The sequence below is a fragment of the Betaproteobacteria bacterium genome (assembly GCA_009693245.1).
Classification (GTDB): Bacteria; Pseudomonadota; Gammaproteobacteria; order Burkholderiales; family SHXO01; genus SHXO01.
The window spans coordinates 21,143-47,791 of the sequence record SHXO01000004.1 but is presented as its reverse complement, the minus strand read 5'-3'; the positions used below and the strand labels follow the sequence as shown (position 1 = coordinate 47,791).

22 protein-coding genes and 3 tRNA genes are annotated in these 26,649 nt (G+C 57.0%); 8 read left to right on the top strand and 17 right to left on the bottom strand.

Annotation, left to right across the window (positions count from 1 at the left end; genetic code table 11):
• Nucleotides 1-86: 86 nt before the first annotated feature.
• Complete coding sequence (locus EXR36_01240) at nt 87-629, top strand: hypothetical protein (GenBank protein MSQ58300.1); 543 nt, start codon at nt 87-89, stop codon at nt 627-629.
• Here EXR36_01240 and EXR36_01235 read toward each other — a convergent pair.
• Genes EXR36_01235 through EXR36_01225 form a run of 3 tightly spaced genes read right to left on the bottom strand, consistent with a single transcriptional unit; the run spans nt 599 to nt 2,534 of the window.
• Nucleotides 599-1,327 (bottom strand): DNA polymerase III subunit epsilon, encoded by a 729-nt coding sequence (locus EXR36_01235; protein ID MSQ58299.1) that lies wholly within the window; start codon nt 1,325-1,327, stop codon nt 599-601. The two genes, EXR36_01240 and EXR36_01235, sit on opposite strands and share 31 nt — an antisense overlap.
• Before the next feature lie 5 nt (nt 1,328-1,332).
• Nucleotides 1,333-1,773 carry a ribonuclease HI gene (locus EXR36_01230; protein ID MSQ58298.1) on the bottom strand — a complete coding sequence of 147 codons (441 nt, stop codon included), beginning with the start codon at nt 1,771-1,773 and terminating at the stop codon, nt 1,333-1,335.
• A complete protein-coding gene (locus EXR36_01225) occupies nt 1,770-2,534 on the bottom strand; it encodes a class I SAM-dependent methyltransferase (GenBank protein MSQ58297.1) in 765 nt (254 codons plus the stop codon). The genes EXR36_01230 and EXR36_01225 overlap by 4 nt, the downstream gene beginning before the upstream one ends.
• A 268-nt stretch (nt 2,535-2,802) precedes the next feature.
• Here EXR36_01225 and EXR36_01220 point away from each other — a divergent pair, with 268 nt between their 5' ends.
• On the top strand, nt 2,803-4,290 hold the full coding sequence (locus tag EXR36_01220) for a LysM peptidoglycan-binding domain-containing protein (protein ID MSQ58296.1): 1,488 nt from the start codon (nt 2,803-2,805) through the stop codon (nt 4,288-4,290).
• Here the strand turns inward: EXR36_01220 and EXR36_01215 are convergent.
• Genes EXR36_01215 through EXR36_01200 form a run of 4 tightly spaced genes read right to left on the bottom strand, consistent with a single transcriptional unit; the run spans nt 4,287 to nt 10,939 of the window.
• Nucleotides 4,287-6,290 carry a dipeptide ABC transporter ATP-binding protein gene (locus EXR36_01215; protein ID MSQ58295.1) on the bottom strand — a complete coding sequence of 668 codons (2,004 nt, stop codon included), beginning with the start codon at nt 6,288-6,290 and terminating at the stop codon, nt 4,287-4,289. The genes EXR36_01220 and EXR36_01215 overlap by 4 nt on opposite strands.
• Nucleotides 6,287-7,747, bottom strand: coding sequence for an ABC transporter permease (locus tag EXR36_01210; protein ID MSQ58294.1), 1,461 nt, complete (start codon nt 7,745-7,747; stop codon nt 6,287-6,289). The genes EXR36_01215 and EXR36_01210 overlap by 4 nt, the downstream gene beginning before the upstream one ends.
• Nucleotides 7,747-8,724: an ABC transporter permease gene (locus tag EXR36_01205; GenBank protein ID MSQ58293.1), complete on the bottom strand. Its 978-nt coding sequence runs from the start codon at nt 8,722-8,724 to the stop codon at nt 7,747-7,749. The genes EXR36_01210 and EXR36_01205 overlap by 1 nt, the downstream gene beginning before the upstream one ends.
• 4 nt (nt 8,725-8,728) lie before the next feature.
• Nucleotides 8,729-10,939: a peptide ABC transporter substrate-binding protein gene (locus tag EXR36_01200; GenBank protein MSQ58292.1), complete on the bottom strand. Its 2,211-nt coding sequence runs from the start codon at nt 10,937-10,939 to the stop codon at nt 8,729-8,731.
• Nucleotides 10,940-10,998: 59 nt separating this feature from the next.
• Here EXR36_01200 and EXR36_01195 point away from each other — a divergent pair, with 59 nt between their 5' ends.
• Nucleotides 10,999-11,790, top strand: a complete 792-nt coding sequence (locus tag EXR36_01195; GenBank protein ID MSQ58291.1) for an SDR family oxidoreductase — start codon at nt 10,999-11,001, stop codon at nt 11,788-11,790.
• Between the two features lie 40 nt (nt 11,791-11,830).
• Here EXR36_01195 and EXR36_01190 read toward each other — a convergent pair whose 3' ends face one another.
• The 9 genes from EXR36_01190 to EXR36_01150 form a co-directional block, all read right to left on the bottom strand.
• On the bottom strand, nt 11,831-13,729 hold the full coding sequence (locus EXR36_01190) for a peptidylprolyl isomerase (protein ID MSQ58290.1): 1,899 nt from the start codon (nt 13,727-13,729) through the stop codon (nt 11,831-11,833).
• 111 nt (nt 13,730-13,840) lie between these two features.
• Nucleotides 13,841-13,917 (bottom strand) — tRNA-Asp (locus EXR36_01185).
• Nucleotides 13,918-13,930: 13 nt separating this feature from the next.
• Nucleotides 13,931-14,006 (bottom strand) — tRNA-Val (locus EXR36_01180).
• A 54-nt stretch (nt 14,007-14,060) separates the two neighbouring features.
• The gene (locus EXR36_01175) at nt 14,061-14,333 is read right to left on the bottom strand and encodes an HU family DNA-binding protein (GenBank protein MSQ58289.1); all 273 of its coding nucleotides are present in this window, start codon (nt 14,331-14,333) and stop codon (nt 14,061-14,063) included.
• Between the two features lie 248 nt (nt 14,334-14,581).
• Nucleotides 14,582-16,990 (bottom strand): endopeptidase La, encoded by a 2,409-nt coding sequence (locus tag EXR36_01170; protein MSQ58288.1) that lies wholly within the window; start codon nt 16,988-16,990, stop codon nt 14,582-14,584.
• A gap of 108 nt (nt 16,991-17,098) precedes the next feature.
• Nucleotides 17,099-18,364: an ATP-dependent Clp protease ATP-binding subunit ClpX gene (gene clpX / locus EXR36_01165; protein ID MSQ58287.1), complete on the bottom strand. Its 1,266-nt coding sequence runs from the start codon at nt 18,362-18,364 to the stop codon at nt 17,099-17,101.
• A 76-nt stretch (nt 18,365-18,440) separates the two neighbouring features.
• The gene (gene clpP, locus EXR36_01160) at nt 18,441-19,067 is read right to left on the bottom strand and encodes an ATP-dependent Clp endopeptidase proteolytic subunit ClpP (protein ID MSQ58286.1); all 627 of its coding nucleotides are present in this window, start codon (nt 19,065-19,067) and stop codon (nt 18,441-18,443) included.
• Nucleotides 19,067-20,371, bottom strand: coding sequence for a trigger factor (locus EXR36_01155; GenBank protein ID MSQ58285.1), 1,305 nt, complete (start codon nt 20,369-20,371; stop codon nt 19,067-19,069). Before EXR36_01155 ends, clpP begins: the two co-directional genes overlap by 1 nt.
• Nucleotides 20,372-20,492: 121 nt before the next feature.
• Nucleotides 20,493-20,577 (bottom strand) — tRNA-Leu (locus EXR36_01150).
• A 119-nt stretch (nt 20,578-20,696) separates the two neighbouring features.
• On the opposite strand from EXR36_01150, the gene hpnC reads away from it, so the two are divergent.
• From hpnC to EXR36_01130, 4 genes are read left to right on the top strand one after another with little or no spacing between them, the layout of a single operon-like run.
• Entirely contained in the window at nt 20,697-21,533 is an 837-nt protein-coding gene (hpnC, locus tag EXR36_01145) for a squalene synthase HpnC (GenBank protein ID MSQ58284.1), read from the top strand.
• Nucleotides 21,530-22,366: a squalene synthase HpnD gene (hpnD, locus tag EXR36_01140; GenBank protein ID MSQ58283.1), complete on the top strand. Its 837-nt coding sequence runs from the start codon at nt 21,530-21,532 to the stop codon at nt 22,364-22,366. Before hpnC ends, hpnD begins: the two co-directional genes overlap by 4 nt.
• Before the next feature lie 14 nt (nt 22,367-22,380).
• Entirely contained in the window at nt 22,381-23,691 is a 1,311-nt protein-coding gene (locus EXR36_01135) for an FAD-dependent oxidoreductase (protein MSQ58282.1), read from the top strand.
• Nucleotides 23,688-24,437, top strand: a complete 750-nt coding sequence (locus EXR36_01130; protein MSQ58281.1) for an SDR family NAD(P)-dependent oxidoreductase — start codon at nt 23,688-23,690, stop codon at nt 24,435-24,437. The genes EXR36_01135 and EXR36_01130 overlap by 4 nt, the downstream gene beginning before the upstream one ends.
• Here EXR36_01130 and EXR36_01125 read toward each other — a convergent pair.
• On the bottom strand, nt 24,432-25,034 hold the full coding sequence (locus EXR36_01125; GenBank protein MSQ58280.1) for an acyl-CoA thioesterase: 603 nt from the start codon (nt 25,032-25,034) through the stop codon (nt 24,432-24,434). The two genes, EXR36_01130 and EXR36_01125, sit on opposite strands and share 6 nt — an antisense overlap.
• Between EXR36_01125 and EXR36_01120 the strand changes: the two genes are divergently transcribed.
• Nucleotides 24,979-26,604 (top strand): electron transfer flavoprotein-ubiquinone oxidoreductase, encoded by a 1,626-nt coding sequence (locus EXR36_01120; GenBank protein ID MSQ58279.1) that lies wholly within the window; start codon nt 24,979-24,981, stop codon nt 26,602-26,604. The genes EXR36_01125 and EXR36_01120 overlap by 56 nt on opposite strands.
• The last annotated feature ends 45 nt before the right edge of the window (nt 26,605-26,649 follow it).

Genomic DNA, 26,649 nt, shown 5'->3' with positions numbered 1-26,649 from the left:
AGCCCTTGGGAGTCACCGCCCATGGCGTGTATTACGCCATGCTGGCAGCCATCGAACACGTCCACGGCCGCACGGACTGCCGCGGCTTGCGTGTCGCGGTACAAGGGCTGGGAAACGTTGGCGGCCCCTTATGCGAGCTTCTTTGGGCACAAGGTGCGCAGCTCGTGGTATGCGACACGGATTCCGGGCGTGCCGCGAAAGCCGCGCACGACTGGCAGGCGGCGGTGGTTCCTCCCGAGGACATTTACCGCCAGGAGGCCGATATATTCGCGCCTTGCGCCCTGGGCGGTATTCTGAACGACGCTACCTTGCCCAGCCTAAAGACACGCGTGGTATGCGGCGGGGCCAACAACCAGCTTTCGCGCCCTGAACACGCGCAACAGCTGCATGCGCGAGGCATTCTTTATGTTCCGGACTATCTCGCCAACGCTGGCGGCGTCATCGATTTTCACCAGGAAAGCATCGACGATTCGCCACGAGCGGTGCTCCTGGCGGTAGAGCGCATTCGGCGGATCACCGCCGATGTCTTGCGAGAAGCACGCAACACCGGAGTGACGCCTCTTCAAGCGGCGAACGAGCGTGTTCGCAAACGCCTCGCTCAAGCTTCGCCGGAGACCTCCACGGTTTGAGGACCGAGTTTGCGCCATAGGCTGGGGGCTTTGCGCCCCTTCTCGATATCGTCGAGCATCCGCTCGTGAGCGTGTAGTTCGTCCTGGGTAGCGGCGATAAGAGCTAGATTTAGGTTCGCGCGGGCCGCAAGCTCCGTCGCCTCTCCGGCGGAAGGTGCCACGACGTCCATCACCAGGGAGTCCTGCCCCCTGGTCATGGCAAGAAAGACTTCGGCTAACAGCCGCGCGTCCAGTAGGGCACCGTGCACGGTGCGATGCGAGTTGCCGACTTGGTAGCGCTCGCACAAGGCATCGAGGTTCGCGCGCTTGCCTGGATTGAGGTCCTTCGCTATACGCAGCGTATCGGTCACCTTACCGCAGTAATCCTTGAGGCCGCCCCGGCCGGCCAGGGCGAGTTCCGCATTGAGAAATCCCACGTCGAAGGGCGCATTGTGTATGACCAACTCAGTGCCACGGATAAATTCGATGAGCTCCCCGGCGACATCCTTGAACCGCGGTTTGTCCTGAAGAAATTCGATGCTGATGCCGTGAACGTCACGCGCACCAGCGTCGATCTCGCGATCGGGATTCACATAACGCTGAAAGGTGTTACCGGTGAGGCGGCGATTGATGACCTCCACGGCGGCCAATTCGATAATGCGATGGCCCTGGGACACCTCCAGACCCGTGGTCTCCGTATCGAGCACGACTTGGCGCAGTGTATTCATGCGTTCAGCGATTCCACGCCCAAGTTCGCTAACTGGTCCGCGCGTTCATTTCCGGCGTGGCCCGCGTGCCCTTTCACCCAGATCCACTTGATATCGTGGCTTGCGGCAAGTTCATCGAGCTGCCTCCACAGGTCTTCGTTCTTGACTGGCTTGTTATCCGCCGTCCGCCAGCCCCGCCGCTTCCAGTTGTGAATCCACTGCGTTATGCCTAGCTGCACGTACTGCGAATCGGTGTGTATCCAAACCCGGCAACGCCCCTTGAGCGCCGAGAGCCCTTGAATGACGGCAGTGAGCTCCATGCGGTTATTGGTGGTCTTGGCTTCTCCTCCGTATAGCTCGCGTGTGTTCTCGCCGTGAACCAGCATGACGCCCCAACCACCAGGACCTGGATTTCCTTTACAAGCGCCATCGGTAAATATGTCGGTAGCCTCGCTCACCGGTTTCGCTCCGGTGCGTCTTTTTGAGTCATCGAGGCTCCGCCCACCCGCCGCGGGACAGCGGCGAGCGCTTTGCTCTTTAGCACAGAGCGCTTCCACTTGGGCATGATCAAGCGCATGCCGTGCACTCGCTTGATACCATGGAGCACGTAGACGCCTCCCATGAAAGGCCACCAGCGGTCCCCCGCGGCATCCAGGAATCCAAAGCGCTGCAACCACTCCTCCCGCCGTACGGGGGGCAGGTAACAGCGCATGCGACCCGCGGCCAGCTCGACTCCTAATAGCTTCGTCCAATCTTTCAGGCGCGGCAAGTTGATGAAATCGCCGCACCAAGGATAGCGAGCCATATTGGATTCTAACATCTGGCGCAAGCCCCATAGGCTCCACGGGTTGAACCCAGTAATGACCAAATGTCCGTCTGGCATGAGCACACGCGTTACCTCGCGCAACACTTCGTGCGGGTTGGAACTGAACTCCAATACGTGGGGCATCACCACCAAATCGACGCTTTGAGAAAGCAAAGGCAATGCTTCGAAGCTTGCGTTGATTTCGGCCCCGCCCGCTGGATCCAGGTGGTGGCGATAGGGAATCCGGTTGCTCCTTAGGAAGTCCACCGCTGGCAGGCCCAGTTGAAGGGAGTGAAATCCGAAGACGTCCGCCACCTCGTGATCGATGCACGCCTGCTCGGACTTCAACAGATACTGGCCCAATGGGGTGGATAACCACTGACTCAGGTTATTGTCCGAAGATTCATTGAACATAGAGAGTTTCCATTGGAAAAACCCAAGCGCGGATATTCGCCTGTCCGGCATCTAAAAACAACTCCCGCCGTGCGCGTCTTGCGTCGTCCCCGGCGGCGGGCCCATGTTATAGCGCAATGCGAAAAATCTATCCATGCAAGGTATTGGGCGCGTCCCTTGCTCAGTAAGAGTCAATATTCAATATTCGCCTTAGGAAAACATCCTAACTTATTGCCTAACTGTGGAATTATCAGTTAACATTGTTCCCAATTACCTATACCGGCGTCGCATGAGAACAACAACCTCCCTTTTTTTTGCATTTTCCCTCGCATCATTTCTCTGCTTAATTGTTCCAGTCGCCCATGCCGTGGATGGAACGGTGTTTCCTCCAGGAGCCGCCCTAGCTCCAGACCGGCCTGTCTTTACTACCGAGGTGCCAGCCGCGCCGAAGCCGGATTTCTTGCCAGCGCCCGCTTTCATGCCGAACCTGATGACCCCGGCGGAGATTGCGGCGCCGCGCATGCTGAACCCGGCGCAGATCTCGGAGGAGGAAGCCTCCGATGTCTGGGGCCGCATCCGCCAAGGTTTCCAGATGCCGGAAATCGAGGGGCCGTTGGTTGAAAAACACAAGGACTGGTATTCCGACCGGCCCGACTACATGGCACGCATGATCGACCGCAGCCGGCGTTATTTGTTCTTCATCGTCGCCGAGATCGAGAAGCGCGGTATGCCGATGGAAATTGCCCTGCTTCCCATGGTGGAAAGCGCCTACAACCCCCGCGCGGACTCTCGTATGAAGGCGGCCGGCATGTGGCAGTTCATTCCTTCAACAGGAAAACGCTACGGCCTCAAGCAGAATTTTTGGTACGACGGAAGGCGTGACGTGCTCGATGCCACCCGCGCCGCGCTGGACTACTTGCAGACGCTGCACGCACTGTTCGGCGATTGGCAACTGGCACTGGCGGCCTATAACTGGGGGGAGGGAGCCGTGGCGCGAGCCGTGGCCAAGAACCGCACGGCCGGTAAACCCACGGACTACGCCAACCTGACAATGCCCGCGGAAACACGCAATTACCTTCCCAAGTTGCAAGCGGTTAAGAATCTCATTTCCGATCCCGAAGCCTTCGGATTTACCATCGAGTCCGTTCCCAACCAACCTTATTTCACCACCGTGAAGGTGCCAGGACAGATCGACGTCAAGCTTGCGGCGAAACTCGCCAACATGTCTGTCGAGGAATTTCGTTACCTGAATCCCGCTCACAGCCGCCCCGTGATCCTACCAGGCGCGGGAAAACAGCTTTTGGTCCCAGCGGATAAGGCTGGAGTTTTTCACGAGAACCTGGAAAACTTCGAACGACCCTTGGTTACTTGGCAATCCCACCGGGTGCAACGAAAAGAACGGCTTCCCAACGTCGCGCAAAAGTATGATGTCAGCGTCGAACTCTTGCGCGAGGCCAACGGGCTCACCGCGAAATCGCGCTTGCGCCCTGGGCAACTGCTGCTGGTGCCGGCGAGAAATCCGGCTCGAGCCACCGCCTTACCCACGCATGCCGATCACGCGGACTTCGCACCGGCCAATAGCGTCGTAACGCCAAGAAGGAAAGGACTGTACCGGGTGAAGCGTGGCGAAACGCTGTTCGCCATCGCGCGCAAGCACGCGGTTAGCGTGGCGCAATTAAAGTCCTGGAACCGGCTAAAAGCGAACACCGTGCGGGCAGGCCAACTGCTCGTGGTGGGCCCGCACCGGGCCCGCGGCCAGAAACTGGCGATGAGCTAGCTCGCCTCCCCGCCGTATAGGTGACATTTGACGATATGTGTGGGTGTCATCTTCACGGCGCCGGGATAGCGCATCCGGCACTCCTCCACCACCTTCGGGCAGCGAGGGGCGAAATGACATCCTTGGGGCGGATTACTGGGCGAGGGCAATTCGCCATGAAGGCGCACCACCTCGCGTTTCGTAGCCGTATCGATGCGCGGGACGGCCGATAGCAATGCCTGCGTGTAAGGATGTTTGGGCGCCCTCAACACTTCCTCTACCGTTCCCGTCTCGACGATGCGGCCCAGGTACATCACAGCCACGTGGTGGGCCAGATAATCCACCACGGAGATGTTGTGTGTGATGAACAAATAGGCCAAGCCCAATCGCTGTTGAAGGTCCCGCAATAAATTCAGGATCTGCGCCTGCACCGATACGTCCAAGGCAGAGGTGGGTTCGTCGCACACAATCAATTTAGGTTCCACCGCCAGCGCGCGCGCGATGGCAATGCGCTGGCGCTGCCCGCCGGAGAATTCATGGGGATAGCGATAACGCATTTCAGGCGACAAACCCACCTGTTCGAGAAGCATGTCCACGAGCCGCTCGCGCTCTCGCGCATCTCCTCCAATGCCGAGTGCGTGCATCCCCTCTTGCACTATGTCCATCACCCGCATGCGCGGGTTGAGCGAGCTGTAGGGATCTTGAAAAATTATCTGAAGCGCCTTGCGGTGCTTACGCATGGCCTCATAGGACAACGCACTCAATTCGCTGCCCGCGAATTCGATGCTGCCACCAGTCAACGGGTAGAGCCGCAGCAATCCCTTGCCAAGAGTCGTTTTTCCGCACCCGGACTCTCCGACAAGGGCCAAGGTACGGTGGGAAGGAATATCGAGACTGACGCCGTCCACCGCGCGAACATAACCTGCCACCGAACGCAGTACGCCCTTGCGAATAGGAAAATGGATCTTCAGATCCTTGACCTTTAACAGGGGTGTGCCATCGCTATCTTGCGAGGTATTACCTACCGCCACTTCGCCATGGGCAAGCGCTTTCCCCTCGAAAGGAAGATGACACCGCACGCGCTGGCCATCTTCCAATTCGGCCCAAGGTGGTGGCGAGGTCTGGCAATGGGGCATCACGTGCTCGCAGCGGTCCGCGAAGCGGCAACCAGCGAATACCTGCGTCAAGCGCGGCACCACGCCCGCAATCACGGCCAGCGCTCCGCCTCGCCCTCCTCCCCGCGGCACTGCCTCGAAAAGTTTGCGGGAATAGGGATGAGCGGGACGGCTGAAAAATGTTTCGCGCGATGCGATCTCAACCAGCTCGCCAGCGTACATAACCCCCACGCGATGCGCCATTTCCGCCACTACACCGAGATCGTGGGTGATGAGCAAGACCGCCATGCCGCGCTCGCTTTGCTTGCCGCGGAGCAACTCGAGCACCTGCGCCTGAATGGTAACGTCCAACGCAGTGGTGGGCTCATCGGCCACCAACAGGCTAGGGTCGCAGGCGAGCGCCATGGCAATCATGACACGCTGCTTCATGCCGCCAGACATTTGGAAAGGGTATTCCTCCATGCGCTTCGCGGCATCCGGAATACCCACCGCATCTAGCAGCTCGATGCACCGGGTACGCGCCGCGGCCCCGCGCAATGGCGTGTGTTGTTGGAGCACTTCGTCAATCTGCGCTCCTACGGTCATCACTGCATTCAAGCTCGCGGCAGGTTCCTGAAAAATCATCGCCATGCGATCGCCCCGCACGGCGCGCATGGCGGATTCCGGTAAAGCCAAGATATCGTGCCCGTTAAGGCGTACCTGGCCCGAAACGATGCGGGCCGCATCGGGCAGCAAGCGCATGAGGGACAGCGCGGTCATCGACTTACCGCAACCGGATTCCCCCAGCAATGCGAAGGTTTCGGCGGCCTCGATAATGAAGGAAACGCCATCCACCGCTCGCAGCGGTGCCGCGCCTGTATCGATCCAGGTGACAAGATCTCGAACCTCAAGCAGCGGCGCGCTCATCGCGGCGGCGCAGCCAGCGCCAAGCGGCGCCTGAACGGCAATGACCACCCGGAGCGCATGCGCGGATCGAAGGCGTCTCGTACGGAGTCGGCAAACAAATTGGCGGACAGCACGAGCAGGAACATGAATATGAATGCCGCGGCAAGGGACCACCACACCGCGGGCTCGCGGGCCAACTCCAATCTCGCATTGTTGATCATCGTTCCGAAGCTGATCATGGATGGATCCACACCGACGCCCACATAGGACAGTACTGCTTCGGCCAGCACCAATCCGCTGAAATCCATCACGATGGAAATTAGAACGATGTGCATGAGATTGGGTAACAGATGCCGTACCATGACACGCCAGTGGCTCACTCCCAGGGCGTGCGCGGCCTGGACGTAATCGGACTCGCGCAGCTTCAAGGCCTCGCCCCTGAGGAGGCGGCATAACCCCGTCCAAGAGGTGATGCCGAGGATGACACATAGGAGCAGCAGCCGCACGTCCGCCCGTTCGGTGAGCGTTTCGAATAATTCGGGATGCCGGTCCATCCAGACCTGGCTCAACAGCACCGAGGCTGCGATGAGCAAGACCCCAGGAATCGAATTAAGCGTGGTGTAAACGTACTGAATAATATCGTCCACCCAGCCGCGTAAGTATCCCGCCATGACGCCAAGAGCCAAGGCAAAAGGCAAGACGATGAGCGTGGTGAGCGTGCCGATGACCAAGCCCGTGCGTATGCTCTTGAGCGTTTGATAAAGCACATCCTGGCCTACCTTATCGGTGCCAAATACGTGGTAGCGCGCACTCAACATCAAGACAGGACAGACCACCAACAAGAGCAAACCAAGCGTGATGAGCATGGCACGCCAAGGGATTCCCGATTCACCTCGGATCATCTGAGTGACGGTCGTTCCAAACGAAGCGTTCCGGTTTTGAGCAATCCATGTCGCGGCCAGCATGGAAAACGCGATCCATAGCCCGGCTGCCAATCCAACCCCTCCCATGACACGGCGGGATATGTCGGAGTAGCGTTGCTCCAGCGGATTGCTAAGATGCGTCCCCGCGTGCCGCAATCTTGGAAACTCGCGAGATTGCGTACCATCGGCCTTGGTGACGGTCTCCTTGGCGAAGGAATACACCGCGAGGGGCTCCGAATAGGTTTTCTCGGTACGGGCGCGTAGAGGCGTTGCAAGCACGTCAAGCATGCTCAGCACTTTGGCCGCGTAATTGGCGCGGCCTTGGTTATCCTTGCTGTCCAGGCGCGCGCGAAAATGCAATGAATCCAAGAGGCCAACCAATAGGAAACACAATAAGACGACCAAGGCGCACATCCCATAAGGACTTCGCGCCACCTTGCGCCAAGGCGCCAGGAGATGCTCGCGGCGCCTCACGGATACGATGAAGACCACGGCCGATATCAACAGCACGTAGACTAGTACGTCCGTCCAAAGAAATACGGGCTTGAAAGGCATCAGCGCAGCCTCACCCGCGGATCCGCGAGGGTGTATGAAATATCCGTCAAGATCAGGCCGAGGATGTACAGGAACGAACCTAGAAATACCATGGAGCGTACGATCTGAAAGTCCTGCGACTGGATCGCGTCGATGGTGTAACTTCCCAGGCCGGGGATGCCGAAGAAGGATTCCATGACCAAGCTGCCGATGAACAGGCTTGGGATCGCCACTACCACCCCTGTGAGTATGGGTATCATGCCATTGCGCAGCACGTGACCAAACAGCACCTTCGCCTCGGACAATCCTTTCGCCCGCGCGGTGCGCACATAGTCCTTACCCATCTCTTCCAAGAAGATGGTGCGATAGAGTCTGGCGCTCGCCCCGGCCCCCCCGGCCACACCAATCAGCACGGGCAGCAGGACGAAGCGCCAGCTTTCAGCGCCACCGGCATAACCTGAGATGGGTACCCAATGCCATAGCTTGCTGACTAGCCATTGGCCGCCAATGATGTAGAACAATCCGGAGACCGACATGGCCGCCACGCACAGTACGACGCCCCAGAAATCCAATTGGGTTGCCCGAAAGAAAGCGAGGATCAGCGCACCGCTGATGTAGCAGGCCAATCCCGCGAGGAAACTCGGCAACGCAATCGCAAGACTGGGCCACATGCGCTGCTCGATCTCGTATCCAATATCGCGCCCGTCATCGGAAGTACCGAAATCGAAATAAAACAAGCTGGCGGATTTCTGAAAAAACACCGTATCGGTGAGTTTCTTGGAACCCTTCGCCCCGGCATTCACGAACATGGGTTTGTTGTAGCCGCGCTCGGCTTTCCACTTTTCTATGGCTTCCGGCGTGACGCGCTTTTGGCCCAATTGCATCTGGGCCATGTCATCCGGAGAGTTCACGTAAAAAAACAGCGCGAAGGTAAATAGATTCACCCCGATTAAAACGGGAATTGCGTAAAGAACCCGGCGGATTAGGTAGGCGAGCATCGCGCTACACTGCCCCTAGCGCCGCGGCCCGCTCCCGGCGGCGGTATAGGGCGGCTCCAGGAATGGCCACCGCCGCGAGTACGCAAGCAAGCAACATTGCGGGCCAAAGGACGGGACGATTCCACCGCTCGCGCATGACATCGCGCTGCCGGGCGTCCACACGTAGATATTTGAGGCTGTTGTTGGCCATCTTATTAGGCTTGCGATTGGCGATCCACTTATGTGCCAACCCGTACTCCTTGGGATGCAATCCCCAGATCCAAGGCGAATCGCGCCGCGCGATGGCGAGCATTTTGTCCACCACGGCTTTGCGCTCGGTCCCGTTCTCCAGTTCGCGCATCTGCTCGAACAAACGGTCGTATTCCGGATTCGCATAGTTGGAGGCATTCTGCCCGCTCGCTTTCACCTTACCTTGCGGGCCGTATAGTAAGAACAGAAAATTCTCCGGGTCAGGATAATCGGCGTTCCATCCCCATCGATAGATCTGCGCGATGCCCTTACGCATTTTTTCTTGAAAGCGGTTGTAGTCCGTATTGCGCACCACGAGTTCGATATCGATCTTCTTGAACTGCTTAACCAACCAATCCACCATCGGTTTGCCTTGCGCGCCGACCAATGTGGTATCGAAATGCAAAGTTAGCGGTTTTCCCGAGCGCGCATCTATCCCATTGCGGTACCCTGCCTCGGTCAATAGCTGTTTAGCCTCATTGAGCGAACGGCGTTGCGGTTCGTTGTTACGCCATTGGTAGACGATGGGATTCATCCCCGCCTGCCCCTCCAAGTATCCGATGATTCCCGGCGCGATGGGGCCTTGCCCGGCGACGCCACGCCCATTCATGAAAATGGCGATGTATTCCTCGATGTCGAAGGCAATGGATATGGCTTGCCGAAGCTTGCGCGCGGATCCCGCGTCGCCCCCCACCACTGGATCGAGCATGTTGAATCCGTAATAGCTGATGGATGGCGCCACCGCGGTGCGAAGTTCGATGCCCTGCATCTGCATTTCTTCCGTCAACTGGGCGTCGCCCATGCCGGAAATCTCGATCACGCGATCGAAGTTATCGGAAGAAATCCCCGAGCTGTCGTAATAGCCTTGCAGAAACTTGTTCCAGCCTGGGATCGCCTCCTTTTCTAGGCTGTAAATCACCTTGCCGATGAAAGGCATGGGCTTGCCCGCGTCGGCCAGCATACCTGAGGTGATGTCCTCCGGCTCGCCTTCCGAAGGATAGGCCTCCACGAAATAATTGGGATTGCGCTCCATCACCATCTGGCGGTTAGGATTGTTCACCGACAGCATATAGGGTCCGCTTCCCACGGGATACCAGTCGAAATTCAAATTGCGTTCCGCCATGCCAGCTTGTGAATAGAACCGGTCCGCTTCCTCGGGAACGGGCGCGAAGAACGGCATGGCCAGCCAATAGACGAACTGAGGATATTTACCCTTGACCCTAATCTTGTAGGTATATCGATCCGTGGCATAGGCCCCGCTCAGCGCATGACGCTTAAGATCCAAGTACTCATGGGTGGCAAGCCCTTTTGCGTCCTTCTTCAAGATTTGCGCGTATTCGTTCAGGCCGGCAATGTACTCGCTCATCAAACCGAAGATCGGGGAATGCAGGCGCGGATGGGCAAGGCGTTTGATCTGGTAGACGAAATCTTCCGCCACCACCTCCCTGGAGCCCATATCCTTGAAATCTCGCAGCTCGTGCACGTCCGCCAGGGCTGCTTCAGATAACGCCAGATATTTAGGTCGGCCAGAAGGATCCAATGCGAACGCCGGATGCGGCTGGTAATGCATGCCAGGCTTGATCTTGATCTCATACAAGCTGTAGGCGATGTCACGTGCACTGGCATCCTTGGGCAACTCGCGATCATTGATATCGAAGTAACGCGGTTGCGGCACGGATTCCGCAGCAAAGGGAATCAACTCGTAGGGCCGTTTTAAGTAGTGGTATTGAAGCGGCGGGGTGTAGATCTGCGCAATGAACAAATATTCATTCTCGGAATACGATTGCACCGGATCCAAGTGCTTGGGCCGCTCGGAGAATGTCGAGTAGAAAATATTCTGGCCGCTCTCCACCGCCGGATAGGGGTTGTTCCAAGGCCCCTCACAGGCCCCAAGCAACGCAGTCAGCGCAAGGCATACTGATCGTATGTTCATGGTGGTTCGAGTGTACCGGAAAGTGGGCCAGTGATAGAGAATCGGAAGCTCCATAGACCGGTATGCCAATAGCCTATTGGCTATAATCGACGCGCCTTCAACGGGAGCCATCCATGGGATTTCTCAACGATAAGAAAATTCTGATTACCGGTTTATTGAGCAACCGCTCTATCGCTTACGGCATTGCCCAAGCCGCCCGCCGTGAGGGCGCGCACCTTGCCTTCACCTACCAAGGCGAACGCGTGCGAGACCGTGTCCTGGAACTCGCGTCGGAGTTCGAATCATCCTTGGTGTTTCCTTGCGATGTGGCGCTGGACGAAGAAATCGCCGCCTTATTCTCGGACTTGAGCCAGAGCTGGGATGAGCTCGACGGGCTCGTGCACTCCATCGCTTTCGCGCCGCGCGAAGCTCTGGCAGCGGACTTCGTTGAAGGCACCACGCGCGAGGCCTTTCGTGTCGCCCATGATGTCAGCTCCTACAGCTTTACCGCGCTTGCGCGCGCGGCGCTGCCCATGATGGAGGGACGCAAGGCTTCGCTCATCTCTCTGACCTACTTGGGGGCCGAACGCGCCATGCCAAACTACAACGTGATGGGCTTGGCCAAAGCGAGCCTCGAGGCCAATACCCGTTACATGGCCTTTAGCTTGGGACCACGCGGAATTCGGGTCAACGCGATATCGGCAGGGCCCATCAAGACCCTGGCCGCGGCGGGAATAAGCGGATTTGGAAAAATGCTCGCGGTGACTGAAAAGGCCAATCCATTAAGGCGTAATACCAGCATCGACGATGTTGGAAACGCCGCCGCATTCCTTTTGGCGGATCTCTCCTCCGGTATCACAGGGGAGGTTCTGCACGTGGACTGCGGATTCCACGTGACCGCATTCGCCGGCGCCCTCGGTGAATAGAGCAACCCCGCTCGAATGGGGCGGGCCGCCCTACCTCGCCTTAACCTTTTTCGAAACGGTCCTTATTGATCTTAACCTTGGACTTTGTCCTTAGGCTTTGTACACGAGCCGCTTGGGCTTCGCGAGCCAGCATGGATGCAACCTGCTTGGCCAGGGCCTGGTCGGCTTCCTCGTTCGTCTCGGCGGAGTCCGTCACGTTGCTCACACGAAAGAGCACGTAACGCCCGTCCCCGCCGCCAAATCCGGCGTAGGCGGGCAACTTCGAGGCGTCAGCCTGAAAAACCACTTGCGCAGCTTCCGGCGAGAGGCCTTGCGTCTTTTCGCGCGAAATGGCCTGAGCGGGGGACCACGGCAGTGAGATTGACTCGCCCTTCTTCAAGCGCGCCAGTTTCTCTTCTCCATCCTTCCTTGCCAACTCCGCCGCTTTCTTGGCTTTGAGTTGCTCCACGATTATTTCCTTGACCACCTCATAGGGCTGCCGCGCGGGTGGAATATGTTCCACGATTCTCGCCGACACGATAGTACTGGGCGCTACCTCCACCGCTTCGGTGTTGCGCTTGTTCTTGACAGCCTCCTCCGAAAAAATAGCCTTGAGCAATTTCTCGTTGTTCAACACGGGTATTTCCGCACGGTCCCGCGTCACCCATCCACTTTGGTCAATAGCCAGCTTGAGTGTTTCGGACGCGGTCTTGAGACTGTCAGACTGTTCGTAGACTAGGGTGCTGAGCTGTTCGGCCTTTTCGGCAAACTCCCGGTTCGCCGCGTTCTTCTTTACTTCCTCCTCGATATTCGCGCGCACCTCCTCCAAAGCCTGGCGTTTACCCGCTTTGATTTCTTCCAGCCGAATCATGTGGTATCCATACTGAGTTTCCACAGGCCCCACGATTTCTCCGGCCTTCATGGCAAACACCGCTTCATCAAAAGGTTTGGCCATGCGCCCTTTCGCGAAAAACCCCAGATCGCCCCCTTCCGGCGCGGAACCGGGATCCTGTGAATTCTTCTTGGCCAATTCCGCGAAATCAACCCCTTCTTTCCTCGCCGTGGCGAGCAAGGCCGCCGCTTGGGACTTGGCTTTGGATCTAACCTCTTCGCTGGCCTTCGCGTCCACGGCGAAGAGAATATGCCGGGCGCGTCTTTCTTCAGGCTGCTCGAACTGTAAAGCATTTTCCTGGTAGTACTTTCGAATATCCTCTTCCTTGACCGATACTTGCTTTTGCATCGCCTCCAAGGATAGCACCACATATTCCACGCGCGCTCGTTCCGGCAAAGTATAGGCCGTGGGCGTGTTATCGTAGTATTGCTTAGCCTCGTCATCCGCCAGTTTCACTTGCGCCAGGAAACTCATCGGAGAAACGATCACTTGACTCACTTCGCGCTGTTGCCCGCGAATTTTGGCAAGACGCCCGGCGATTGTCCTAGGCAAAAATCCAGTGGAAGCCACCGACCCCCGCACTTGAGAAATCACTGCATCGCTACGCAGACCCGCCTCGAACGTACTTGGATCGATGCCCCTCGTTTGAAGCAGCAGCTCGTAGCGCTCCTTGGAAAATTTTCCCGTCACGTCGTTCTTGAAGGCGGGGATTCTCTGAATCATGTCGCGAAGCCGCGAGTCCGACACCCCCAATCTCGTTTTGTCCGCGCTCGCCAGCATCAGGCGTTCCTCGATCAGTTGCTCCACCACTTGGTTCTTGATCTCGGGGCTATTCAGAATCTCAGAGCTCGCCTTGCCTTGCATCATCTGCCGGACTTGCTCTTGGCGCTCGCGCAATGCCCGGCCGAACTCGCTAGAAGTAATGCCCGCGCCGCCCACAACCGCCACTTGATCGCTCTTATCCACGCCGCGAGAGTAAAAGTCGATTCCGAAGAACGCGAAGGGCAGCATGATCAGCGCGATAACGATCTGAACAATCCGTTTTCGGTTTGCGACAAAATCAAACATCGAGCTGGTCCTTTCCCCCGCGGGGCGTGTGAGATGAAATAGCTGGCTTGGGTTAAGTATCAATGCGTCTAAACAAAAAAGGCGAACTTGCGTTCGCCTTTTTTGTGATGCTGGCGGAGTGGACGGGACTCGAACCCGCGACCCCCGGCGTGACAGGCCGGTATTCTAACCGACTGAACTACCACTCCCTATCAGTCCTGCTGGTGGGTGCTGGGAGGCTCGAACTCCCGACATTCGCCTTGTAAGGGCGACGCTCTACCAACTGAGCTAAGCACCCCGGATTCCTACCACCAAAATTATCCTGAGTGCATTACACCGAACTGAAGACCTGCTAGTTTACAGCGTCCTTCAGCGCTTTTCCAGCCCTGAACTTCACAACCTTCGCTGCTTTGATCTTGATGGCGGCACCTGTTTGTGGATTACGGCCGGCACGCGCCGCTCTTTTGCCGACATGAAATGTCCCGAATCCCACGAGGGTGACCATACCGCCTTTCTTCAAGGACTGCCTAATGCCTGCAATGGCGGCATCTAGCGCCCTACCCGCCGCCGCCTTGGAAATGTCGGCTTGTTTCGCGATCGTTTCTATCAGATCTTGTTTATTCATGTGCGTCCCCTTTCGTTATGAATTAGTGAGATTAGCTGTGACTTCGAACATCCTTTTGGCCCAACCCCCGAACTCCCCTTCCCGCGCCCTCGGCGCATAAGCGGCTTGCTTCTTAATCGCAACCGCGGTTTTATATCAAGCGTGAAAATAGTGTGTCAAGCGAAACGCGGTAAGGAGCAACCATCTCATGAGAGTAGTCGCTTGGCTGAGACATCATGACAATGTGATTTCTCGGCCGCCGTCTTGGATCAGTGCTTGAACGCGGGGGCAGGATTCTCGACCGCGGCGGGCGGTAAGGCCACTGATTCTTTTTTCTCCGGCAGAGGCACCGGCTTTCGTTCCAGCGCGAGTTCCAGGACTTGGTCAAACCATTTAACTGGATGAATATCCAGGCGGTTCTTGATGTTTTCAGGAATCTCCGCCAAGTCCTTGGTGTTTTCCTCTGGAATGAGGACTACCTTTATGCCGCCGCGATGTGCGGCAAGTAGTTTTTCCTTCAATCCGCCGATGGGCAATACCTCGCCGCGCAGTGTAATTTCCCCCGTCATCGCCACGTCGGCCCGCACGGGAATACCGGTCAGCACGGACACCATGGCCGTGCAAATGCCGATTCCGGCGCTGGGCCCGTCCTTCGGTGTCGCGCCCTCGGGAAGATGAATGTGGATATCGTTCTTCTGATAAAAGTCCTCGAGAATACCCAAGCGCTCCGACCGGCTTCTAACGACCGTCATCGCGGCCTGGATAGACTCCTGCATCACTTCACCCAGTTTTCCGGTCGAGACCACCTTGCCCTTACCAGACATCACCGCGCTCTCGATAGTCAGCAGCTCTCCGCCCACTTCGGTCCAAGCCAACCCAGTAACTTGCCCGATTTGGTTGTTCTTCTCCGCGATGCCATAGGAGTACCGGCGCACGCCCAAATAGGATTCGAGATTCTTCGCCGACACGGCCGTCTTGCGCTGGCGCTTATGCATGACCAGCGCCTTCACTACCTTACGACATATCTTGGACAAATCTCTTTCGAGGGCGCGCACGCCCGCCTCCCGGGTGTGGTAGCGAACGATGTCGCGAACGGCGCTCTCTGAAATAGAAATTTCCTCGGGCTTCAGACCATGGTTTTTCAACTGCTTCTGAATCAGATGCCGTAGGGCGATGTTTACTTTCTCGTCTTCCGTATAACCGGAAAGACGGATCACCTCCATGCGATCCAGTAGTGCCGGCGGAATATTCATGGTATTGGCGGTCGCCACGAACATCACGTCGGACAAGTCGTACTCCACCTCGACGTAATGATCCACGAAAGTGCTGTTTTGTTCCGGATCCAGCACCTCTAGCAGAGCCGAAGATGGATCCCCCCGGAAATCCATGCCCATCTTATCCACTTCGTCGAGCAGGAACAGGGGATTGCGCACGCTCACTTTTGAAAGGTTCTGCAATATCTTGCCGGGCATGGACCCGATGTACGTACGGCGGTGTCCCCGTATCTCGGCTTCGTCACGCACGCCGCCCAATGACATCCGGCTAAATTTCCTATTGGTCGCACGGGCGATTGATTGGCCGAGGGAGGTCTTGCCGACTCCCGGAGGACCCACGAGGCAAAGTATCGGCGCTTTCACCTTATCGACTCTTTGCTGGACCGCGAGGTACTCGACAATTCGCTCCTTGACCTTGTCCAGCCCATAATGGTCTTCGTTGAGAATCCGCTCCGCATGGGATAGATCCGAATTGATCTTGCTCTTTTTCTTCCACGGCAAACCAATCAGGGTCTCGATGTAGTTTCTAACCACGGTCGCTTCCGCGGACATGGGAGACATGAGCTTCAGTTTCTTCAGCTCCGACTCAGCCTTCAGTCGCGCTTCCTTGGGCATGTGAGCGGTTCGGATGCGCTTCTCCATTTCTTCCAAATCCGCGCCTTCCTCGAGATCTCCCAACTCCTTTTGAATGGCCTTGACTTGCTCATTGAGGTAATACTCGCGCTGGCTCTTCTCCATCTGCTTCTTCACCCGCCCGCGGATGCGTTTTTCTACTTGAAGAATATCGAGCTCGGTTTCCATCAACGAAAGCAGATGCTCCAAACGGTGGCGCACGTCAAGCATTTCCAAGACTTGCTGTTTCTGGTCTAACTTCAAGGGGAGATGCGCCGCCACCGTGTCCCCTAGGCGGCCAGCCTCGTCGATGCTCGCGAGGGAGGTCAATATCTCGGGTGGAATTTTCTTGTTGAGCTTTACGTATTGGTCGAACTGCGCAATCATTGCCCGGCGCATGGCTTCTAGTTCCGTACCCTCGCCTATGGAGCCATGGACGGGGACCGCCTCAGCGGCGTAATGAGTACGTAGATCGTGCACAAGACGCACCCTGGCTCGCTGTACGCCTTCCACCAACACCTTCACCGTACCATCTGGCAGTTTCAGCATCTGCAGGATATTGGAGATAGTGCCAGTGGAATATAGATCTTCCTCGGAGGGCTCGTCCTTCGCCGCGGATTTTTGCGCCACTAGCAGAATGCTCTTCCCTGCCTCCATGGCGGTCTCCAGCGCCTTGATGGACTTCGGCCTACCCACGAACAAAGGGATGACCATGTGCGGAAATACCACGACGTCCCGTAGAGGAAGTAGAGGTAACGTGACCGCATCCGAATAGGATTCTTGGTTAGACATTCACTTTCACCTGGTTAGGCCCGTATCGGCCAAGTTGTAGATTGGGGAGGAATATCGGTATTGCAACGCGGCGGGGAATCCAATGCCTTTGTACCCTAATAGCGGCTTTTACGCGGAGCCCGCCACCTTGGGTTGGTCCGCATAGATCAGCAATGGCTTCACGTCGCTGACAATAGTACCCTCGTCGATCACCGCCTTCCTGACGTTCTTCGACGACGGCAAATCGAACATGGTGTCAAGCAACGAATGTTCGAGAATGGACCGAAGCCCGCGCGCGCCGGTCTTGCGAGCAAGGGCTTTACGGGCGATGGCCTTCAGCGCCTCCCCGCGCACCTCCAGCTCGACACCTTCCATGGCAAAAAGTTTCTGGAATTGTTTGAGCAAGGCATTCTTGGGCTCGGTCAAGATTTGAATCAACGCTTCCTCGTCCAGTTCGTCGAGCGTGGCCACCACGGGCAACCTCCCCACGAACTCTGGGATGAGCCCATACTTGATGAGATCCTCTGGTTCGACATCCTTTAGCACAATGCCGATGTCCTTACGGCTATCCTTGCTGCGTACCTGCGCCCCGAATCCGATCCCGCCCTTGTCCGAGCGGTTGCGGATGATGCGGTCCAAGCCATCGAAGGCGCCGCCGCACACAAAAAGGATGTTGGTGGTATCGACCTGCACGAACTCTTGGTTGGGGTGCTTACGGCCCCCTTGGGGCGGAACCGAGGCGATGGTCCCCTCGATGAGCTTTAGCAGAGCTTGCTGCACGCCTTCGCCAGATACATCCCGGGTAATGGAAGGGTTCTCCGACTTGCGGGAAATCTTGTCGATTTCGTCTATATAGACGATCCCTCTTTGCGCTTTCTCAACGTCGTAGTCGCACTTTTGAAGCAGCTTCTGGATAATGTTCTCGACATCTTCTCCAACGTAGCCCGCCTCTGTCAATGTTGTCGCGTCCGCCATCACGAAGGGTACATTCAGCAAGCGCGCCAATGTTTGGGCCAGCAGCGTTTTCCCGGACCCCGTGGGTCCAATGAGCAAAATGTTGCTCTTGGATAGCTCGATCTCGTCTTTCTTCCCGAGATTCTTCAATCGCTTGTAATGGTTGTACACCGCCACCGAGAGAATTTTCTTGGCGTGTGCTTGGCCGATTACATACTGGTCGAGAATATTCTGGATTTCCTGTGGTACTGGCAAATCCGATTTGCCCGCCTTCGCCGTGGTATCGCTCTGGCTCTCTTCGCGGATGATATCGTTGCAAAGCTCGATACATTCGTCGCAAATGAATACCGAAGGGCCCGCGATCAACTTGCGAACTTCATGCTGGCTCTTTCCGCAGAAAGAGCAATAAAGTAATTTCTCCGACCCCGGTTTCTCAGACATGCGCTAGGCCTCCCGATTGTGTGATGGTCGTATCGCAGGCAACTTTGTAGAGCGAACGCGTGCTCAATGCCGAATCTTAGGTTGCCACGTCGCGACGCGATAGTACTTTATCGACCAGCCCGTATTTCACCGCCTCCTCGGCCGCCATGAAATTGTCTCGGTCCGTGTCTTTCTCTATGGACTTGATATCTTGCCCGGTATGCGACGCCAGTATCTCATTAAGCCGTTGGCGTAGATAGAGTATTTCTCTGGCGTGGATTTCGATATCGGAGGCCTGCCCTTGATAGCCACCCATGGGTTGGTGAATCATCACCCTTGAGTTTGGAAGGCAAAAGCGCTTGTCCTTGGCGCCTGCGGCGAGGAGCAACGCACCCATGCTGGCTGCCTGCCCGATGCACAAAGTGCTGACGGCAGGTTTGATGAATTGCATGGTGTCGTAGATCGCCAAGCCAGCCGAAACAGAACCTCCCGGCGAGTTGATGTAGAAGAACACGTCCTTATCCGGATTCTCCGACTCAAGAAATAGCAATTGGGCAACGATCAGATTTGCCGATACCTCGTTCACGGGCCCCACCAGAAAAATGACCCGCTCCTTCAACAGCCGCGAGTAGATGTCATAGGCACGCTCTCCACGCCCGCTTTGCTCCACCACCATGGGGACCAGACCCAATCCCCTAGGTTCCTGAAACTGCCCATATGTCATCACGTACGATTCCCCATTAGCTCGTCGAATTCGACGGTCACGTCCTCGGCCTTTGCCACGCCGAGCACCCATTGAACCACGTTATTTTCCAATGCGAGTGACTCAACCTCCCGCAATCTATCGGGTGATTGGTAGTACCACTGAACCACTTCGCTAGGGTTTTCGTAGCTTTGCGCATGCTGCGCCACTAACTCTTTCAATTGTTCCGGTTTCGCCTGCAAATTCTGAGTCCTCACCAACTCAGAAATAATCAACCCAAGGGTCACCCGGCGCTTGGCATCGCTTTCGAAAAGCTCTAGCGGCAAGTCGGTATCCTGCTTCATGCCCCGAGATTTGAGGTTTTCCCGCATTTCGCCCATCAGCCGGTTAATTTCCATTTCCACCAAACTCTTGGGAACCTCGATTTGGGCCGAATCATGCAGTACCCGCATTACTTGGTCCTTGACTCGCGCTTGGATCCGCCACTCGACCTCGCGGGTGAGATTTGTCCTGACATCCTCTCTCAAACGCGCCTGATCGCCGTCGGGAATACCTAGGGCTTTAGCGAACTCCGAATCCAAGGGAGGAAGATTGGCTTGGTCCACACCCTTGATCTGTACGTCAAAGGACACTTGCTTGCCGGCGAGCTCGGAAGAGTGATAATCAGGGGGGAAAGTCACTTCAAAATTCTTTTGGTCTCCCTTCTTAAGCCCAATTAGGTTGTCCTCGAACGCTTCGATGTAGCGCTTCTCGCCGATCAGGGCCATGTGATCCTTGCCAGTTGCGCCCTCGAAGGTTTGGCCGTCCCGTTTGCCCTCGAAGTCAAGCAATACCCGGTCCCCCTTGGCCGCGCCGCGTTCCACAGGCTGGTAAGTAACTCGTTGCTTACGCAAAACTTCGATGGTCTTGTCGATCTCGGAATCCCCAACGGCCAACACCGGTCGTTTGATCCCGGTACTGGTCAACTCACCGATTTTGACCTCGGGATAGATTTCGAACGTCGCGCTATATTCGAACGTCTCTTCGCCCTTGGGCTCGGCGCTTGGTTCGAACCGGGGCAATCCAGCCACTCGTAAATTCTTTTGCCGAACCGCCTCACCAAAGGTTTTCTGCAAGATATCGCCCAACACTTCCTGGCGAATTTGCCCGCCGTACTGTTGCTGCACGAGTTTGTAGGGAACCTTGCCGGGACGAAAGCCGTGTATTTTCGCTGTACGCGCCATCCGGCGTAGCCGGCTATCGACCTCGCTGTTTACATCCTGCATGGGGAGCGACACTTTGAGACGCCGTTCCAGGGTACTGATGGTTTCAAGTGTTGCTTGCATGGCTGTTCCTTACCGTTCCGGGACCACTGTCCCATGTCATTTTCTGTTACCTGAGGGGCGTTGTTCCCTAAAGAGCGCTTGCGTCCCAGGGACGATCGATACACGGACGATCAATACACCCTGGTGCGAAAGGAGAGACTCGAACTCTCACGCCTTTCGGCGCCAGAACCTAAATCTGGTGCGTCTACCAATTTCGCCACTTTCGCCCAAAACCGATTCTAATATAATGCGTTGCAACACTTCCACCGCGCGCACCAGGCGTTCCTGAGCGCACTGCGGACCATAATTCCCTGTCATCTTAGTGGCTTGAGAGAATAAAGCGGATATTCGAGCGGTGTTCACGAGCGCCAACCATTATGAAAATTTCCCGGTCGCATCGGTCCTGCTGCCAGCACGCCTGCGTTTTCCGGTGCATGCCATTTACCGCTTTGCACGTTCCGCGGACGACATTGCCGACGAAGGTGATATGGATGCGGCGACACGGCTCGCACAACTTGCACAGTACCGCGTCCAATTGGGGAATCTATCGCAAGCGGCAAAATCCGGCGGCATGTTTGGCGATCTGGCCCGGGTGGTCGCCGAGCACCAGCTACCCGTTAAGCTTTTCTTCGAACTTCTGGACGCCTTCACCCAGGACGTTACGCAAAAACGCTATGCAACTTTTTCTGATGTCATGGACTATTGCCGCCGCTCCGCCGATCCCATTGGCAGGCTGCTACTGCATCTTTTCGGCAGAACAGAACCGCGTTTCTTAGAGTACTCGGATCGCATTTGCTCCAGCCTCCAACTCATCAACTTTCTGCAGGACGTGCAAGCCGATTACCGCAAAGACAGAATCTATATTCCGATGGATGAGATCAGCCGCTTTGGCGTGTCCGAGCATCAGATCGCCCATGCGAGTACTGAAGGTGGCTGGCGTGACCTGATGCAATATCAAATTACCAGGGCACGCTCGATGTTGAATGACGGTGCCAGTCTTGGATATGAATTGCCGGGCAGAATGGGATTGGAACTGCGCATGATCGTAGAGGGTGGAAGGCGCATATTGGACAAATTGGAAGCAGTCAAAGGCGACGTATTCAAGCGCCGCCCAGTTCTCGAGGCGTGGGACTGGCCCGTGATGCTCCTTCGCGCCGCGCTCTCATTTCGCTTGCCTTCATGACCCCAGACCAGTACTGCCAGAATCGCGTTCTTCGCAGCGGATCGAGTTTTTACTACAGTTTTCTTTTTCTACCCAACGAGCAGCGCCTGGCCATCCACGCCCTTTACGCTTTTTGCCGTGAAGTCGACGATGTAGTCGACGAATGCTCAGACCCTGTCATCGCGCGCCAGAAACTGCAATGGTGGCGGAGCGAAATAGCCAATATGCTGGAGGGGAATCCGCAACACCCCGTCGCAAAGGCCTTACTACCTGCCATGGCGGCTTTCAAACTGCCATCTGCACATTTGATCGAGATCATCGACGGCATGCAAATGGATCTCGACTACAACCGCTATCCGGATTTCGCAACCCTGGAAATTTACTGTTATCGCGTGGCTGGCGTGGTCGGCTTGCTTGCAGCCGAGATTTTCGGTTACAAGGATCCCAGCACGCGCGAATTCGCCCGCCAGTTGGGAATCGCCTTACAACTCACTAATATCATTCGAGACGTCCGGGAGGACATCGGCCGCAACCGGGTCTACATTCCCTTGAAGGATTTGGAGCAGTTCGGTGTCCAGGTGGACGATATCGTGCTCTACCGAGAAACCGATGCTTTTAAAAGTTTGATCTCGCACCAAATCACGCGCGCCATCTCTCATTACGAGCGTGCGGCATCAAGCCTTTGCGCCCAAGACCGCCGGTCACAACGCGCCAGCCTCATCATGGGCAACATCTATCGCACCTTGCTGGACGAAATTCGGCAAGGCGGATGTAAGGTGCTGAGCGAGCGCACGGCACTCCCGCCATTGCGAAAATTCTGGATCGCCTGGAAAACCTGGATCACCTCCACATAAAGCGCTCTCGGAATATGGGATCCGCGCAAGTCGCGATCATCGGAGGGGGGTACGCGGGCATGGCCGCGGCCGTCTCGCTGGCTGAGCGCGGCCTACCTGCCATTGTGTTCGAAGCTGGTGCCACGCTAGGAGGGCGGGCACGCCGCGTGATAGCGGGCGGTATCGATTTGGACAACGGCCTGCACATTCTCATTGGCGCTTATGGCGAGACGCAACGGATCATTTCCATCGTGGGCCAATCCATGGAAGACCCAAAGCTGCTTCGCATCCCCCTTGAACTTGGCATCCACCCGGGCTTTCGCCTTCGCGCCCCACGCCTACCCTGGCCCATTAATCTCGCGCTGGGATTACTCACCGCATCGGGAATTGGCACGAAGGACAAGATTCGTATTGTCAGGATGCTCATGTTTCTCCGGTCACGACGCTTCCTATTGGATGAAGATGTAAGCGTCGCGCATTTGCTAGCCGCCCACCACCAAACACACGCGGCGAACCTCTACCTCTGGCACCCGCTGTGCATTTCCGCCTTGAACACCGCGCCAGATGAGGCCTCCGCACAAATCTTCTGCAACGTCTTGCGCGACACCTTTAGTTTCCCAGCAAGTAACAGCGATCTCCTTCTTCCTCTCACGGATCTGTCGCGGTTGTTTCCGGAGGGCGCCGTCCAATACGTAGCAAGGGCGGGCGGTGAAGTGCGGCTGAACAACCGGGTTACCCGTATCGCGTCCCACGACAATTCGATAGAGATAAGCACGCGGGACGGAGCCGCCCATTTCAAGGCCTGCATTCTGGCGGTAGCACCCCAGCATCTATGTGCGTTGATCGAAGACACCCCGGCTTTCTCGGAAATGGCGGCACAAGTCGCGGCGCTGCAATACCGGCCCATCTATTCGGTGTATCTCGCCTACCCGGAAAACATCCGGCTACCCAAGGCGATGGTGGGATTGTATGCGGCCTACAGCCAGTGGGTATTCGATCGCGGCCGCCTATGCAACCAACCCGGAGTCCTCGGCGTGGTGATCTCCGCCGCGGGATCCCATCAGGATCTCGCCCATGACGAGTTGGCGAGCCGGGTTCACGGCGAACTGCGAACCGCCTTTCCTCATCTACCCGCGCCCCTATGGCACCGCGTCATCGCGGAAAAACGCGCGACCTTCGCGTGCACCGTGGGCATCAAACGACCCTCAACCTTCACTCCCGTTCCCGGCGTCTTTCTCGCCGGAGACTATGTGCATAGCGATTACCCCGCGACCATCGAGGCGGCTGTGCGCAGCGGGCTTCGTGCAGCCCATTACTGCGCGCAGAACTTAGAGAATAATTCATGACCAGATCCCTTCTCGCCTACCAGGCACCGCCCAACTTGCTCGCCGGGCGCGTCATCCTGATAACGGGCGCAGGCCAAGGTTTAGGGCACACCGTTGCGCTTGGCGCGGCGCGTTGTGGTGCGACTGTCATTGCGCATGGCAGGAATACGGCCAAATTGGAAAGACTCTATGATCGAATTACCGGCGAGAAATATCCCGAGCCGATGATCCTGCCTCTTGATCTAGCGCACGCCACCGACCGGGAATTCGACCAAATGGCGGGGGGCATCGAATCGCAGTTAGGAAGCTTGTCGGGCATCGTGCACTGCGCCGCGGAGTTGCTCCCGCCTGCCCCCATTGAACAACAGCGGCTGGACGACTGGATGCGTTTGCTGAGAGTCAATCTTGCCGCGCCCATGTCGCTCACACGCGCTTGCGCGCGGCTTCTGCGGACAGCGCCCAGTGCATCCGTCATCTTCACCGGCGAAACCCACGGGCTCCATCCCGCGGCGTTCTGGGGCGGGTTCGCCGCCGCGAAAGGCGCTCTTGCGTCTCTTACCAGAATATTGGCGCAAGAGTGGGAACATCTCCCAAGCCTTCGCGCCAATATGATCGTGCCGGGCAATATCGATTCGCCCCAGCGCGGCCAGTCCCACCCCGGCGAGCACTCCACGGAACGCGCGCCCTTGATCTCGGTGTTGCCTGCTTATCTCTATCTGCTGGGGCAAGACAGTCTGGGTATAACCGGACAAATATTCGAGCTATGAATTTTCCAGTTCCGCGAGGGTGCGCAACCACCCAGGAAGCGGGCGCGATTTTCCTTCCTTCAAGTTAATCCATACCATCATGGCTTCGGCGGTCGCGTAGATGCGCGCGGGGTCGGACTCCTCGTAAATCTCGCTGATCAGCGGGAAGCTACTCTTCCTCGCCGCTCCAAGATAAAGCGTGATGCACAGATTGGCCGGGTAGACGATAGGAATGCGATAGCGGCAGGCGATGCTTCCCAGCACGGGACCTTCGGCGTGGGTTCTGTAATCCACTTGCATGCTGTCGAACCAGGAGATGCGCGCCTGCTCCAGGCAGCGCAAATACACCGTGTTGTTCATGTGCCCCAGGGCATCCATATCCGCCCACCGCATGCGGAATTTTTCCACGTGCACCAACTTCCCGCGCGCTTCCCTATCCACTTTTCCATCCACTTTGCCATCCACCTTGGTAGCCACTTTGGTAAAAGACGATAACATCGCAAAGTCTAACAGCCCAACCTTCCCGCAAGAAAAGGAGCACAGCGTGGCACAGCGCGAATCCATGGAGTACGACGTCGTGATTGTTGGAGCGGGGCCAGCCGGTCTCGCGGCGGCCATCCGGCTCAAGCAACTCGCCTCCGAGCACAAGCATGAGACCAGTGTGTGCGTTTTGGAGAAGGGGTCCGAGGTGGGTGCCCATGTTCTGAGCGGCGCGGTGATGGATCCTCGTGCCCTGGCCGAACTGCTTCCGGACTGGCAAGCGCAAGGCGCGCCGCTGGTGACGCCCGTGAGCGAGGACCGTTTTCTATTCCTAAACGAATCCCGTTCCTTCAAAACCCCCAACTGGATGCTACCCGCCTGCTTTCAGAACCATGGTAACTACGTCACAAGCCTGGGAAATGTATGCCGGTGGCTGGCGGCGCAAGCGGAAGCCTTGGGCGTGGAGATATTTCCCGGCTTCGCGGCAGCCGAAGTTTTGTACGACGAACGCGGCCGTGTCAAAGGGGCAGCCACCGGCGACATGGGTATCGGCAAGGATGGAAAACCCACGGGGGCGCACCAGCCCGGCATGGAACTCCTGGCCAAGTACACATTTTTCGCCGAGGGCTGCCGGGGCCATCTAGGCAAGCAGATTCAAAAACGCTTTCACTTGACCGATGATCGCGATCCCCAGGTGTACGGGATCGGACTGAAGGAATTGTGGGAGATCAAACCCGAAAAGCACCTACCGGGCTTGGTGATTCACACCGCTGGCTGGCCTCTGCAATCGGACACCTACGGCGGATCGTTTCTCTATCACATGGAGAACAATCTGGTCTCCATCGGATTCGTGGTTGGCCTTGGATATAGCAATCCTTACTTGAGTCCATTCGAGGAATTTCAGCGGTACAAAACGCACCCTAGCATACGAACCTATCTCGAAGGCGGTAAGCGGCTCGCCTACGGTGCGCGAGCCATCACCGCGGGCGGCCTGCAATCGTTGCCAAAACTCATCTTCCCGGGCGGATGCTTGATCGGAGATGACGCAGGCTTTCTCAATGCGTCACGCATCAAAGGTAGTCATGCCGCCATCAAATCCGGCATGTTGGCCGCGAATGCCGCCTTCGACGCCGTGAAGGACGGGCGTTCGCGCGACGAACTCGCCAGCTACCCAGAAGCCTTCCGCAAGAGTTGGTTGCACGAAGAACTGCACCGCGCGCGTAACTTCAAACCTTGGATGAGCAAGGGTTTGTATTGGGGCACGCTGATGGTGGGCATCGACCAGATCGTCTTCGGAGGCAAGGCGCCGTGGACTCTTCGCCACCGCCATGCCGATCACGAATCCCTGGCCGGCAAATCCGCCGTGCGGCCCATCTCCTATGCAAAGCCCGATGGCGTCCTCACCTTCGACCGCCTGTCATCGGTATTCGTCTCCAACACCAACCACACGGAAGACCAACCGGCCCATCTCACCCTAAGGGACCAAGACGTTCCCATCCGCGTCAACTTGGAGAAATTCGATGCGCCCGAGCAGCGCTATTGCCCAGCGGGCGTCTATGAAATAGTGACCGGAGAACGGGGACCACGCCTGCAAATCAACGCGCAGAACTGCGTGCATTGCAAGACCTGCGACATCAAGGATCCCACACAGAACATCACTTGGGTGACACCCGAAGGCGGAGGCGGACCCAACTATCCCAACATGTGACTAGGGCTCTTGTCCGCTCTCCAAGTGGCCGCGACGGCTGTCTCC

Coding starts and splice junctions, on each gene's coding strand:
- EXR36_01190 (MSQ58290.1), bottom strand. CDS start 13,729: ATGTTTGATTTTGTCGCAAACCGAAAACGGATTGTTCAGATCGTTATC.
- EXR36_01155 (MSQ58285.1), bottom strand. CDS start 20,371: ATGCAAGCAACACTTGAAACCATCAGTACCCTGGAACGGCGTCTCAAA.
- clpP (MSQ58286.1), bottom strand. CDS start 19,067: ATGACATATGGGCAGTTTCAGGAACCTAGGGGATTGGGTCTGGTCCCC.
- hpnD (MSQ58283.1), top strand. CDS start 21,530: ATGACCCCAGACCAGTACTGCCAGAATCGCGTTCTTCGCAGCGGATCG.
- EXR36_01215 (MSQ58295.1), bottom strand. CDS start 6,290: ATGAGCGCGCCGCTGCTTGAGGTTCGAGATCTTGTCACCTGGATCGAT.
- EXR36_01220 (MSQ58296.1), top strand. CDS start 2,803: ATGAGAACAACAACCTCCCTTTTTTTTGCATTTTCCCTCGCATCATTT.
- EXR36_01175 (MSQ58289.1), bottom strand. CDS start 14,333: ATGAATAAACAAGATCTGATAGAAACGATCGCGAAACAAGCCGACATT.
- EXR36_01120 (MSQ58279.1), top strand. CDS start 24,979: ATGGAGTACGACGTCGTGATTGTTGGAGCGGGGCCAGCCGGTCTCGCG.
- EXR36_01210 (MSQ58294.1), bottom strand. CDS start 7,747: ATGCCTTTCAAGCCCGTATTTCTTTGGACGGACGTACTAGTCTACGTG.
- EXR36_01200 (MSQ58292.1), bottom strand. CDS start 10,939: ATGGAGCTTCCGATTCTCTATCACTGGCCCACTTTCCGGTACACTCGA.
- EXR36_01225 (MSQ58297.1), bottom strand. CDS start 2,534: ATGTTCAATGAATCTTCGGACAATAACCTGAGTCAGTGGTTATCCACC.
- EXR36_01130 (MSQ58281.1), top strand. CDS start 23,688: ATGACCAGATCCCTTCTCGCCTACCAGGCACCGCCCAACTTGCTCGCC.
- EXR36_01135 (MSQ58282.1), top strand. CDS start 22,381: ATGGGATCCGCGCAAGTCGCGATCATCGGAGGGGGGTACGCGGGCATG.
- clpX (MSQ58287.1), bottom strand. CDS start 18,364: ATGTCTGAGAAACCGGGGTCGGAGAAATTACTTTATTGCTCTTTCTGC.
- EXR36_01170 (MSQ58288.1), bottom strand. CDS start 16,990: ATGTCTAACCAAGAATCCTATTCGGATGCGGTCACGTTACCTCTACTT.
- EXR36_01205 (MSQ58293.1), bottom strand. CDS start 8,724: ATGCTCGCCTACCTAATCCGCCGGGTTCTTTACGCAATTCCCGTTTTA.
- EXR36_01195 (MSQ58291.1), top strand. CDS start 10,999: ATGGGATTTCTCAACGATAAGAAAATTCTGATTACCGGTTTATTGAGC.
- EXR36_01125 (MSQ58280.1), bottom strand. CDS start 25,034: ATGGCCGCCGCGAGACCGGCTGGCCCCGCTCCAACAATCACGACGTCG.